This window comes from Segatella copri (assembly GCF_015074785.1).
GTDB lineage: Bacteria > Bacteroidota > Bacteroidia > Bacteroidales > Bacteroidaceae > Prevotella.
In genome coordinates this window covers 2728575-2742034 of sequence record NZ_CP042464.1, presented here as the reverse complement: position 1 = coordinate 2742034, position 13460 = coordinate 2728575, and the positions used below count along the sequence as shown (strand labels likewise).

The 13460-nt window shown below is 45.9% G+C and carries 7 protein-coding genes and 1 pseudogene; 4 read left to right on the top strand and 4 right to left on the bottom strand.

Annotated elements, in window-relative coordinates:
* Positions 1-631: 631 nt before the first annotated feature.
* From FO447_RS11365 to FO447_RS16110, 4 genes and pseudogenes are all read right to left on the bottom strand, one after another.
* On the bottom strand, positions 632-1408 hold the full coding sequence (locus tag FO447_RS11365) for an ABC transporter ATP-binding protein (RefSeq protein WP_200756418.1): 777 nt from the start codon (positions 1406-1408) through the stop codon (positions 632-634).
* Positions 1409-1461: 53 nt separating this feature from the next.
* On the bottom strand, positions 1462-1836 hold the full coding sequence (locus tag FO447_RS11360) for a RidA family protein (RefSeq protein WP_006848032.1): 375 nt from the start codon (positions 1834-1836) through the stop codon (positions 1462-1464).
* Between the two features lie 86 nt (positions 1837-1922).
* Positions 1923-5177, bottom strand: coding sequence for a hybrid sensor histidine kinase/response regulator transcription factor (locus FO447_RS11355; RefSeq protein WP_234698993.1), 3255 nt, complete (start codon positions 5175-5177; stop codon positions 1923-1925).
* A gap of 479 nt (positions 5178-5656) precedes the next feature.
* Positions 5657-5806, bottom strand: a pseudogene (locus tag FO447_RS16110) (two-component regulator propeller domain-containing protein); the annotation flags it as partial.
* A 401-nt stretch (positions 5807-6207) separates the two neighbouring features.
* Between FO447_RS16110 and FO447_RS11350 the strand changes: the two are divergent.
* From FO447_RS11350 to FO447_RS11335, 4 genes are read left to right on the top strand one after another with little or no spacing between them, the layout of a single operon-like run.
* Positions 6208-9282: a SusC/RagA family TonB-linked outer membrane protein gene (locus FO447_RS11350; protein WP_200756416.1), complete on the top strand. Its 3075-nt coding sequence runs from the start codon at positions 6208-6210 to the stop codon at positions 9280-9282.
* 57 nt (positions 9283-9339) lie between these two features.
* A complete protein-coding gene (locus FO447_RS11345) occupies positions 9340-10902 on the top strand; it encodes a RagB/SusD family nutrient uptake outer membrane protein (protein WP_200756414.1) in 1563 nt (520 codons plus the stop codon).
* A gap of 58 nt (positions 10903-10960) precedes the next feature.
* On the top strand, positions 10961-12166 hold the full coding sequence (locus tag FO447_RS11340) for an esterase (RefSeq protein WP_200756413.1): 1206 nt from the start codon (positions 10961-10963) through the stop codon (positions 12164-12166).
* Positions 12167-12183: 17 nt separating this feature from the next.
* On the top strand, positions 12184-13410 hold the full coding sequence (locus FO447_RS11335; protein WP_117587035.1) for an esterase: 1227 nt from the start codon (positions 12184-12186) through the stop codon (positions 13408-13410).
* Positions 13411-13460: the final 50 nt, after the last annotated feature.

The following is a 13460-nucleotide window of genomic DNA, read 5'->3' as shown; positions in this document are numbered from 1 at the left end:
CTAGGATAAGGAGATGCTTTTCCCTGAGATTCTTATCGTTTTTGATGTTTTTTACGTTAATATCAATGATGAGGGGCCAAGATAGCATAATACGCTGGCAAACCATTTCTGTATACGCCCTTATAAGTTTTTTCCTCTTTTTATCCCTCACATCCCTCACGTTTCCTCTTTTTAAATCTTTAAACGTTTGATAATGAGGTAATTATCTCTTCTGTATAGCGTAATGGATATTCCCGTTTCCGGAGTATCTATCACGCTATTTAAGTATCAGTATATTAGTGTATTAATGCGCGTGGTGTATGTAAATCGTGATGGATGATAGATAATTATCTAAAACTTATTCACGAATATGGTTGCGCTGGGTTACGAATATGGCTGTGCTGGGTTACGAATATGGTTGCGCTGGGTTACGAATATGACTGCATCGGGTTACAGATATGACTGCGTAGGCTAACGGAGCCGTATCCGTAGGCTTACCGAGACGTCTGTATCAACTAACTGAGACGTCTGAACTCGCTGACTGAACTACTTGAGTTAGCAGATTGAGCTACTTGAGTTAGCAAACTGAGCCACTTGAGAATTTTTCTTCATGTGCTTGCGTGCAACCATAGAAAAAATCAATTACGAAAACTCATTTGATTTCGATGCGGAGGGAATCCTTGTTGAATCGGATGCCGTCACGATTGATGAATCTGGATAAGGAACCATCGGCAGCCAGTTCTTTAGGAGTACCAATAGAAAAACGGCTTTCTTCCATCAGCCAGAGACGGTCGGAGAGCTGGAGCGCCAACTCTACGTCATGGGTTGACAGTAATATGGATTTATGCTGTTCGTGCGCCAGGCGACGGAGCATCTGTAGGGTTTCTATCTTGCTGGGGAAATCGAGGAAGGCGGTTGGCTCGTCCAGGATGATGATGCGGGTTTGCTGTGCTAGGGCTTTGGCTATCATTACCTTCTGGCGCTCACCATCGCTCAGTTCGCTGATGTTTCTCTGGGCAAGATGCTGAATGCCCGTTTCCTGAAGAGCAGAAGCAACAATCTGCTTGTCGGCAGCAGATAATGTGCCCCAGAAACCGGTATAGGGAGAACGGCCTATGCCAACAATCTCTTCTGCTGAGAGCTGGGCATGGTCTGTCTTCGATGTGAGAACGATGCTGATTTCTCTGGCGAGTTCCTGGGCTGAGAAATCGGAAAGAGATTTGTCCTGAATCAGGATTTCGCCATCAAGCGCTGGCTGAAATCCGGCTAAAGTTCTGAGTAAGGTAGATTTGCCCATTCCGTTGGCTCCGATGAGACAGATCAGTTCACCGGCTTGGAGCGAGGCATGAACAGGTGAGGCTATCGCCCGGAGCCGATGCTTCGAACGATAGCCTATAATCAGATTCTTTAATGTAATGCTTGATACCATCTAAAGAATATTTTCACCTTGAAACTTTACTCCCTGATAGAAAAAAGGAAGAATTACTTGGCAGCCAAAACCTCAACCTCTACGAGGGCACCCTTTGGCAACTTCTCTACAGCTACGGCAGAACGGGCTGGATATGGCTGGCTGAAGAACTCGGCATATACCTCGTTCATGGCTGCGAAATCGTCCATGCTGTTCAGATAAACTGTAGTCTTAACCACATGAGAAAGGTCGGTACCTGCTGCCTTCAGGATGTTCTGGGCATTGGTGAGGCTCTGGCGAGTCTGCTCCTTGATGCCGCCTTCTACGAAATTGCCTGTTGCAGGGTCGATAGGAATCTGACCCGATGCAAAAACAAAACCATTTACTTCGATAGCCTGGCTATATGGACCGATAGCTGCAGGCGCATTGTCTGTGTGAATTGCGTTCATAATTTATTTTCTTTTTCTATTATTAAACCATTCTAGATGCAAAGATAAGCATTTTTTCCCATAATAGGCCTGTTTCGCATCAAAATTTAATAAGTTTTCTTACTATATTCGCTCGGTGTACATCCAAATTGCTTCTTGAAGCTGGTTGAGAAGTGGGAGAGAGTGTTGAATCCCGTCATGTAGGCAATCTCCGAGATGTTGTACTTCCCTTCCACGATGAGGGTGGCGGCACGATTGAGCTTATAGGTCTTGAAGAAGACGCTTGGATTCTCTCCTGTGAGTCCCTTGACCTTGTAGTAGAGCTTTGTGCGGGAGATGTGCATCAGTTTCGTTACCTTGTTGACATCCAATTCCGAGTTGGCTAGTTCCTGCTCCATCATATGATAGAGTTCGTCCATGAAGAGTTTGTCTTGTGGCGACAGCACTTCTTCCACGTTCTTGTCGGTCTCCGTGGCGTTGGTTAGGATGGTCTTGGTCTTCTCACGGTTGGTGAGTTGTGAGTAGATCATTGCCAGGAGAACCTTGGGGGTGAATGGTTTGGTAACGTAGGCATCTGCTCCACTGTTCAGACCCTCCACTTGGTTTTCGGTGGTGGTCTTTGCCGTTACCAGGATGACTGGGATATGGCAGAGTTGGATGTCTTGCTTGATTTCCTTGCAGAGATCATAGCCGCTCATTCCCGGCATCACCACATCGCTGAGGATGAGGCTAGGTTCTTCCTCCCTTGTCGCCTTCAGGGCGCTCTCGGCATCGAAACGATAGATGATGCGATAGGATGATGCCAGGAGGGTGCGAAGATAATGCACCACTTCGGTGTCGTCATCTACGATGAGTATTTTCGGACGGTTGTCTGTACTGTTATCTTGACTTACCTTGTCTGCCACTTTCTGACTGTCGTGCAGTGGAAAAGCCATCTTCTGGTCTTGCTCCAAAGGGGCTTTCTCGTTGGTGGCATAGAGGCTCTCATCGGTAGGCAGGGTAACGGTGAAGATGGCTCCCTGGCAGTCCTTGCGATTGCCCGCCTTTAAATCGCCATGGTGAAGGACGGCTAGGCTGCGGGCATAGTAGAGTCCGATGCCAGTACCCCAGTTGATGGTGCCTGTGGACTGGTTGTTCAACTGATAATATCGCTTGAAGATATTCTCCACCTCATTCTGTGGGATTCCCTTGCCTGTATCAGCCACCGTGATGGTGATAATCTGTTCTCCCTTGTTAGTGGTACCGGTGTCGAAAGATACATCTATCTTACCGCCACGAGGGGTAAACTTCATGGCGTTGGACATCAGGTTGTTGATAATCTTTTCCAGTTTGTCGGAATCCAGAAGCATCAGGTAAGAACCTTCTAGTCCGTGACAGTTCAAGGTGATACCTTTCTCCTCTGTATTCACGATGAAGAGGTCCATGATGCGCTTCATCTCGGTGATAATGTCGGTTTGCTTGACGTGCAAGCGGAGCGTGTCGTTCTCCAACTTGTTGAAGTCGAGCAACTGGTTGACGAGTCTCAGCATTCTATCCACGCTTCGGTTGATGATGTTCAATAGCAACTTGTCATGCTTGTTGATGCTTTCACTTTCACAGAGTTGTTCCACTGGTCCCGAAATCATGGTGAGTGGTGTCCGGAACTCATGCGAGATGTTAGCGAAGAAACTCATGTTCATCTTGTTGACGCGCAGTTCTTGCTCCTTCTCATCCTTAGCCTTTTGAACCATGTTCTTCTCGATGCTGATGCGCATCTTCTGCCGATAGATCACGAAGCCGACGCATCCCATTATAATAAGGTATAGGCACCATGCCCACCAAGAGTTCCAAGGCTCAGGGGCGATGCTTACCTGTATGCTTTTTTCGGCGATGATATTGTCGGAGTCGTTGCCTACCATCTTGACCTTGAAGGTATAGTTGCCAGCTGGCAGATTAGAGTAGTACGCCTCGTTGTTATTGCCTGCATCAATCCATGTATTGTCGAATCCTGCCATTTGGTAGAAGTAATGGATGTGCTTGTAGTCGCTGTAGTCGATGGCAGAAAAGGCGATGCTGAAGCTGTTCTGTTTGTAGCTTAGGTGGATATGGGGTGATTCTTCCATACTCTCCTCGATACATCCATTCTTGCTAGGAAGCATAATCTCATTATGTACCTTGAGTGTTTCGAAAAGCAGACTTATCTTTTGGTTCGTGTTTACGTTTTGTGGATTGAAGATGGTGAGTCCCTGGGTACCGCCGAAGATGAGAGTTCCATCTGACAGCTTGCACGATGCCCTATCGTAGAATTGGAAGCCTTTCACACCGTCAGCCTCGTTGTAGGTGATTACCTTTTCTGTTTTTCCATCTACCTTGTTGAGTCCATACAGCGTACTGACCCAAATGTTTCCATCTCTATCTTCCTCGATGCTTGAAATGTCGGAGCAGGAGATTCCTGCTATGGTGGTCAGCTTGCGGCTCTTTGCGTCATACTTCAAGAGTCCGTTGGTAACTGTACCCAACCAGATGTTGCCCTTGCGGTCTTGATAGTTCTTGGTTGGGATATACACATTTCGCTTGATGCACTTCTTCCAGTCATCCGGATTCACTTTAAACTCTTGGACATCGAAGTTGTCTCCCTTCATTTCCAGGATAGGTTTGTAGAAGGCAGATATGAGCATGCTGCCATTCTGTAAGAGCATGATGCTGGGAATGAAGCAGAAAGTGGTAGGGAAGAGTTGTTTTTTGGTCATCTCTCCACTTTGTGCTGAAATGCAGTAGATGTTGACGGATGCCGTGGATACCCAGATGTTTCCCTTTGCATCTTGGCTGATGTCCATAGGCATGAAGCAAGGGTAGGAGGCTACCTTGTTGAGATTGTTGCCATCGTATTGGTACTTTGCCACATGGTCGCCATTGGCTAGCCATAGATGATTGCTGCTATCCACAAAGATGTTGATGATGGCATTCTTCTTGTTGCCGTTGCTGTAGGAAACCATCGGTATGTCCTTGAGTTGCTGGGTTTGCAAGTCATACATATAGAGTCCGTTCTTCTTGGTAGAAATCCAAAGGTGGTGATTCCTGTCGGCGGCTACGGAGAGTACGGGCTGTTTGCCGATGGCACGTTGAAGGGCAGGCATGCTGTTAAACATATCCTTGTATCTGTAGATGGTTTTTACGCCATCGTCTTCAGACCCGAGCCAAAGGTTGCCCTTGGAGTCGGTTAACATCTTGTTGACTTGCATATCAGGCTCTTCGAATGGGAAATTCTTGTCGCTTTGTGGCAGGATGGTTCCCTCCTGGGCATTGAAATAGAGTAATCCGTGCTTGGTGGTGCTAAGCAGAAGGTTGCCTTTTGCGCCATACGGATGGATGCAGTTGACCATGTCGTTGGGGATTTGCAAGCCTTGCAATGCTGCAGGAAGACCCCCCATTTCCTAGTATCCGTATCAAAGAGCTGCATTCCATTGTAGCCAGAGATGTAGAGCTGATGCCCATCGAGGAGAAAAGAGGCGATGGGATAACTCTGTACAGGGCTTTGGACGATAAGTTTGAGGTCTTGGGTGCGATATCCCTTGACAGAGTAAGAGGTAACAATCCACATCACATCTTTTCGGTCTATATGGCAAGAGTAGTTATAGCAGTTCTTCTCCACCATCTTGGAGAGCTTGATGATGGCTGTGTTGGTATTTTCGTCATATTGATATAGGTCTGTCATCGTGAGGAAGAAGATTCTTCCCTCCTTGTCTTCCAGGATTTTTTCGATGTTCTTGTTAGAGCCATTGATACTTACTCGGTTGAAATTGCCATTGGCCTGGTATAGGCATACGCCATAGACGGTGGCTACCCAGAGTCGGTTGTGGGAGTCACGATAAATGTCGGTAATATGGTTGTCGGGCAATCCCAGTGAATCGTCCACGCAGTAGTATTGGTGATACTGGTTGCCATCATACTTGTTGAGACCACGGAAGGTACCTATCCAGATTTGTCCGTATTTGTCTTCGCAGATGCTCATCACCTTTTGGTTGGAGATATGATCAGACAGGACGAGGTTCTTCTCGGTTGAAGAGACTTCGGGGATGTCTTTTTGGTCCTGGCAAGCAGTAAGAAGAAGGGCTGCCAAGAGGATGAGTACGTTATAAAATACCTTTGTTCGTTTCATAATCGATGGTTTTGATAGTTGCTGCAAAAGTACTATAAAACCTTGATATATACAAGGTTTATAAGAGTTTTTTAACAAATATGCAAGTTTTTGAACATATAGAAAACCCCATTTTGAACAAAAACGTAACACAAAAAAACAAGTTAGAAAAAGGTGTATGATAAAAAGTACTACCTTTGCAGCCGTAAACAATTAACTGATTTACAAGAATAAAAGCTTAACTAATAAAGTATTATCTTTAATGAGTAAAATCTATGAGAAAAATGAATGATTACAGAAGGTTCCTGACCTTCGTGTTCTTATTGATGATTTCCGGTTCTGCTGCCTTGGCGCAGGAACTGATGAAAGTGACGGGTCTGGTTGTTGACCAGAATGCTGAGCCTCTGATCGGTGTTACCATCAAGGTAAAGGACGACCCCAAGGGTGGAGCCGTCACAGGATTGGATGGAGATTTCTCCATCATGGTACAAAAAGGAAAGACCTTGGTCTTCTCTTATCTAGGTTATCAGACTAAAGAGGTGGCAGCCATCACCTCCAAGTTGAAGGTAAATATGAAGGAAGACAACAAGGTGCTGGATGAGGTTGTAGTAGTAGGATATGGTGTACAGAAGAAGAGTTCTGTAACAGGTGCCATCTCTCAGGTGAAGAAAGAGGATATGGAAAATCGTACCATCACCAATGCCAAGTCTGCTCTTCAGGGTAAGACCGCAGGTGTACAGATTGTCTCTTCTTCTGCTCGTCCGGGTGCATCACCAACCGTTCGTATCCGTGGTTTCTCTTCCAATGGTTCTTCCGATCCTCTCTATGTAGTAGATGGTGTGCGCCTAGGCGATATTAGTGGTATCGATCCTAATGACATAGCATCTATGGAAGTGTTGAAGGATGCCGCTTCTGCTGCCATATATGGTGCTGAGGCAGGTAATGGCGTGGTTCTCATTACTACGAAGAAAGGTACTGTGGGTAGTGGAAAGATAACATATGATTTCCAATATACCATCGAATCGCTTGCTAAAAAGCCTAAGTTGCTCAATGCCGAAGAATATATCCAATATATGAAAGAAGGTAAGACCTTTACCGAGGATTATCTCTTGAAGAATTGGGATGGAACAACCAATACCTCCTGGGTAGATGCCATCTATGGTAAGGGTAAGATGCAGAAGCACAACCTGGGCTTTATGGGTGGTAACCAAAATGGCAACTACTATCTTTCGCTTACTTATCTTGACAATGATGGTATGGTAAGAGGTAATAATGACCTCTATCGTCGTCTCACCGCTACCATCAATGCTGAATATCAGATCAAGCCATGGTTGAAGGTGGGCACTACTAACCAGATTGAAAAGTATAACGTTCGTTCTGTTTCAGAGGGTACTGAGTATGGTTCTATGATGGCAGCTGTGCTTTCTATGGATCCATTGACTCCTGTCACCTATGCTCCAGATAATCTCCCAGCCCACATGGCAAAAGCTTTGGCCGATGGCAAGCACCTCTTGACAGATGCCAATGGTAACTACTATGGTGTGTCTGCTTTCTATAACGGTGAGCAATACAACCCATTCGTGATGCGTGACAATGGCATATCTCGCAACAGTGGATTCAATGTGAATGGTTCCATTTATGCAGATTTCAAGCCTATCAAGGATCTTGTGATTACTTCTCGCTTTGGTTACCGTTTGTCGGGTACTCGCAGTTCTTCCACTTCACTTCCTTACTATGGAAATCAAACGCAAAGCCGTAATTATGTAGATCAGAGTGCAACTTCTTCTACCTCTATTTATTATCAATGGGAAAACTTTGCCAACTATATGAAGAAGTTTGGTGACCATACCGTGAATGCCATGGTTGGTATGTCTTTCCAAGAATCTACCTATGATTACGTGCAGGGTGGTTTGCAGGCTAATGGTGAAGACGCTGTCAAGAAAAACAATCCATTGTTCTACTATCTGAATTTCGCATCCGCTTCTGCTACCAAGTCTGTAGGTGGTGAGAAAACTCGCTCAGCCAAGTATTCTTACTTTGGTCGTTTGAGTTACGATTATAAAAATCGTTATTATCTGCAGGCTTCCCTCCGTGCAGATGCTGCCGACTTATCTAAGCTTCCAGCTACCAATCGTTGGGGATATTTCCCAGCTGTGTCTGGAGGTTGGACCATTTCTGAGGAAAAGTTCTTCGAGCCTTTAAGAGATGTTGTGGCTAGTTTGAAATTGCGTGCCAGCTGGGGCCAGAATGGTAGCTTGGCTGCCTTGAGTGGCTATGCCTACAGCACCGATATGGCGCAGGGTAGCATTTATCCGTTAGTTCCTGGTAATAATTATACAACTTCTGTTACTCCATCTAGTATGGGTAACGATAAACTGAAGTGGGAAACATCAGAGCAGACCGACTTGGGTATTGATGCGCTCCTCTTCGCTGGCAGAATGAACTTCAGCATGGACTATTTCGTGAAGAAGACCAAGGACTTGCTCGTGAGTGGTACCACTCCATCTTTGGTTATCGGCGGTACTACATCTCCTATCAATGCTGGTAACGTAAGCAACAAGGGATTCGAGTTTGAACTCGGTTGGAGAGACAACATCGGTGATTTCAGCTACAGTGTACGTGGCAACCTCGCTACCTTGAAGAACGAGGTTACTTATCTCGACCCATCCTTGACTCGTTTGCAGGGTACTACCTTTATGAATGTGCCTCTCACATACTTCGAGAAGGGCTATCCTGTGTATTACTTCCGTGGCTATAAGTTTACAGGCATAGACCCAAAGACGGGCGATCCAACTTTTGCCGACCTGAACGATAGTGGTGATTTGACCGATGATGACAAGATGGACTTGGGTAGTGCCATTCCAGACTTCACCTATGGTATCACCTTGACCGCAGCTTACAAAGGTTTCGACTTGGCAGTATTTGGTTCTGGTGCATCAGGCAACAAGATATTCAACTGTATCAACCGTACCGACTTCCCTATGGTCAACAAGATGAAGGAACTCTTCTATGACGACCGTTGGACGGAGAGCAATCCTAATGGAAGCAAGCCACGTGCTGGTGCCAACAATATGGACAAGTATGCTACATCCAGCGCAATGGTATATGATGGATCTTATTTCAAGATTAAGCAGATTCAGTTGGGCTACAGTTTGCCGAAGACTCTTCTCAAGAAGGTAGCAATCAGTAACTTGCGCCTCTATGTGTCTCTTGATGACTTCTTCACCATCACCAAGTACCCAGGCTTCGACCCTGAGGTTTCTACCAATGATGTAGTGGGTATGGGTATCGACAAAGGCGGTTATCCAACCTCAAGGAAGGTAGTGATGGGCTTCAACTTGGAGTTCTAAGGTCTGGAGGTTCATATAACTAACACTATACATAATATATAATAACATTAGGAAATTATGAAAAAGAATATCATATATAGTCTGCTTCTCGTTGTGGCAGTGTTATTTGCCGGTTGTGAAGACAGACTCGATATAGCAAAGCATGGCAATATGGGTGGTCAGGATGATTTCTACAAGACCAATGAGCAGACCGAGCAGGCGGTGGCTGCCATGTATAGCCGTGTGAAGGGATTGTATTTTAGTTGGTTCTTTACCAAGAATCTGCTTTCGGATGATGCTTGGTGTGGCGGTGGTAATCGTGGCGACAACAACTTCCACGAGCAGTTGAATGAATATACCTTCGATTCTAGCAACAGTAATATCGAGGGCCTGTTCTCTGGTCTCTATGGTGTCATCTATCAGTCAAACCTCGTCATAGAGAAGGTGGCTAATGATACGGAAGTCAAGAAACGTGCCATAGCCGAGGCTTATTTCTTCCGTGCTTGGGCTAACTTCGAGCTGGTTACTCTTTGGGGTACAGCTCCATTGGTAGATCATCTCTTGGCTACAGATGAGTACCGTCAGCCAAACAGTACTCCAGAGGCACTTTGGGCTATTGTGGAGGCAGACTTGAAAAAGGCTATCGGTATGAATGCCTTGCCTTCCAAGAAGAACAAGGACGATCAGGAGACGGGTATGCGTGTTACCCAGGAAGTGGCAAAGGCTTATTTGGGCAAGGCTTATCTCTTCCAGAAGAAGTATCAGGAGGCTGCATCCGTACTCAATGAGGTGGTGGATTCCAAAAAGTACGACCTCTTCCGTGGCGACTATGACATGCAGTTTCATGCCGTCAACAACAACAACTGTGAGTCTATGCTCGAATTGCAGTCGCGTAACGACCAGGAGCAGGCTTGGTCCTGGTATGACTTTACCTTCGTGATGCAAGGATGGCGTACTGGCAATATGACGTTCGAAGGAAAGGCTGCCGACGAAGTGGCTCAGGGAACCTGGGGCTTCTTGAACCCTCGCAAGTCTCTCTATGATGCATTTGTAAAAGCAGAGGGCAAGAATGGATATCGTTTGCAGAAGACCCTGCTCAACAGTGATCAGATGGCAGCATACGGTGTGAAGTTGGAGCCTGGTCAGTACCTCTATGGATGTGAAGGATACCTCTTCTTTAAGAACCGCATATTGAAGAGTGACAACATCATGGATAATCCCGGGTTCCAGGTAGTGCAATATACCGACCGAAAGATTATGCGTTATGCCGAAGTTCTCCTTCTGGCTGCCGAGGCAAACTTACAGGCTGGTCAGCCAGACAAGGCTCTCTATGACATCAACCAGATTCGTGAACGTGCCAAGGAAACTCCATTGACTAGCGTTACCTTGGACGACATCAAGACGGAGAAGCGCTTGGAACTCTGTCTGGAAAGTACCCGATTCCAGGACTTGGTACGTTGGGGTGATGCCAAGAAAGCCTTGGCTTCACAGGGTAAGGAAATTCCTAACTACTCTTCCAAGGGCGTAAGTTGGGATTTCACCAATTCTACTTTCGGATTCCAAGACAAGCACATGTTGCTTCCTATTCCTTTGAAGGAAAGAGAATTGAATCCTAATATCCAGCAGAATACGGGATGGTAATATTGAAAAAGATAATAGAGTTTGGGTAATTAATATAAAAAGTAAAACGTTATATCCAATGAAAAGATTTTCGATATTAGCAATAACATTGTGTGCGTTTTGTGGCAGTGCTTCGGCACAGCAAGCCCTCTTCGGAGGGCAAATGCCACAGTCTCCTGAGATTCATGCAGACAAGACCGTTACTTTCCGCTGCATTGCACCAGAGGCACATAAAGTACAGATAACAGGTGACTTCTTGCCAACCAAGAAAGTTGATACCCCGATGGGTAAGTATGATATGCCTGGAGTAGCCGATTTGAAGAAGGATGAGAAGGGTGTGTGGTCATTTACAACCACTGCTCCTTTGGCACCAGAGCTTTATAGCTATACAATGATGGTGGATGGCGCCAGTGTTACCGACCATCTCAACGTCTATACCGTGCGTGACATCGCCAACGTTTCCAACTATTTCTTGATAGGTGGGGGAAAGGCAGATCTCTACAAGGTCAACAAGGTAGCGCATGGAACCGTATCAAAGGTCTGGTATGATGATGCCAAAGCTGGCCTTACTCGCCGTATGACAGTATATACTCCTGCTGGTTACGAGACCAGCAAGCAGAAATATCCTGTGCTTTATCTCTTGCATGGCATCGGTGGCGACGAGGAAGCGTGGATGGATTTGGGACGTGCTTCGCAAATCCTCGATAACCTCATTGCGCAAGGCAAGGCGAAGCCAATGATCGTCGTCATGACCAATGGCAATATCTCTCAGGAGGCAGCTCCAGGACAGACTTCGGATAATCTGATAGTACCTACATTGGGATTGCCTAAGACCATGGAGGGCTCTTTCGAGGTATCTTTCCCTGAGGTAGTGAAGTTTGTGGATGCCCGTTATCGCACTTTGGCAAATAGTCAGAACCGTGCCATAGCAGGTTTGTCTATGGGTGGATTCCATTCCCTCTATATTTCCATCAACAATCCTAAGACCTTTGGTTATGTAGGTTTATTCTCGGCAGCCATTGGCAAGGAACAAAGAAGTGGTGGCGCCAACGAGTACATCTATGATAACTTCGACAAGAAGTTGGCAGACTTGTTTGCTGCCAAGCCAAAGCTCTTCTGGATTGGTATCGGCAACACCGACTTCCTCTTTAAGGACAATACTGCCTTAAGAGAGAAACTGACCAAGAACCATTATCCGTTCACCTATATGGAGACCGATGGCGGTCATATCTGGCGCAACTGGCGCATCTACCTGGGTGAGTTTGCCCAGAAAATCTTTAAGTAACTTCAAATAACATCACAATGAAAAAGATAACATTTTTGGCAACAGCCTTGCTCTTGAGTATGAGCAGCTTTGCACAGCAAGCTTTGTTCGACAACGTACCTGTGGTATCTCCAGAGGTAAACGCCAACCATACAGTAACCTTCCGTCTCAAGGCTCCCAATGCACAGAAAGTGCAGATTACGGGCGACTTCTTGCCTACCAAGCAGATTGATACCCCTGTGGGAAAGTATGATGCACCGGGAGTGGCAGACTTGGTGAAGGATGACAAGGGAGTATGGAGCTTTACCAGCACTAATCTTTCTCCTGAGCTTTATTCTTATAATCTCATCTTGGATGGTGTGAAGATTGTGGATCCAGGAAGCGTCTATATCACTCGTGACATCACTTCGGAAACCAATATTTTTATCTTGTCTGACAAGAAAGGCGACTGTGGTGACCTCTATACCGTTAACGAAGTGCCTCACGGAAATGTGTCTAAGGTATGGTATGATAGTCCTACGCTCAAGATGCAGCGTCGTATGACGGTCTATACTCCAGCAGGTTATGACAAGGGCAAGGATTATCCTGTACTCTATCTGCTCCATGGCGCTGGTGGCGATGAGGATGCCTGGACTACTTTAGGACGTGCACAGCATATTCTTGATAATTTGATTGCCACGGGCAAGGCAAAGCCTATGGTCGTGGTGATGACCAATGGCAACCCTAACTGTCAGGCTGCTCCTGGCGAATGGTCGGCAGGTATGTATGTGCCTTCTTTCAATGGTTACCAAGGTGCCAAGGCGGTGGCTACGATGGATGAGAGCTTCCCTGATGTGATGAACTATGTGGAGAGCCATTACAAGGTGGGCAAGGATAAGGCGCATCGTGCCATCTGCGGTTTGTCAATGGGTGGTGGACACTCCTTTGACATCTCTCGCCGTTTCCCTAATAAGTTTGATTACGTTGGTCTCTTCTCCGCTGGTTTGCATGTGGGAAAGACTGGCGATTTTCGCACCGATTTCTATAAGATGCTGCAAGAGGACGAGGAGGCGAAGCAGCAGTTGGCAACCTTGTTTAAGAACAAGCCAAAATTGTATTGGATAGGTATGGGAAAGACCGACTTCTTGTATAAGAGTACAGCCGGCTTGCGTCGCTATTTCGATGAGAAGGGGTATAAATATACCTATATGGAGACCGAGGGCGGCCACATCTGGCGCAACTGGCGTGTGTATCTTACAGAGTTCGCACAGAAGATTTTCAAATGATAAAATAAGTTTTTCAAGTAATAGCTTAATAAAATATTTTTTTTAAAACA

Excerpts from the sequence above, each read along its gene's own strand:
- FO447_RS11345 (WP_200756414.1), top strand. The coding sequence starts at position 9,340 with ATGAAAAAGAATATCATATATAGTCTGCTTCTCGTTGTGGCAGTGTTA.
- FO447_RS11365 (WP_200756418.1), bottom strand. The coding sequence starts at position 1,408 with ATGGTATCAAGCATTACATTAAAGAATCTGATTATAGGCTATCGTTCG.
- FO447_RS11335 (WP_117587035.1), top strand. The coding sequence starts at position 12,184 with ATGAAAAAGATAACATTTTTGGCAACAGCCTTGCTCTTGAGTATGAGC.
- FO447_RS11340 (WP_200756413.1), top strand. The coding sequence starts at position 10,961 with ATGAAAAGATTTTCGATATTAGCAATAACATTGTGTGCGTTTTGTGGC.
- FO447_RS11360 (WP_006848032.1), bottom strand. The coding sequence starts at position 1,836 with ATGAACGCAATTCACACAGACAATGCGCCTGCAGCTATCGGTCCATAT.
- FO447_RS11355 (WP_234698993.1), bottom strand. The coding sequence starts at position 5,177 with ATGGTCAACTGCATCCATCCGTATGGCGCAAAAGGCAACCTTCTGCTT.
- FO447_RS11350 (WP_200756416.1), top strand. The coding sequence starts at position 6,208 with ATGAGAAAAATGAATGATTACAGAAGGTTCCTGACCTTCGTGTTCTTA.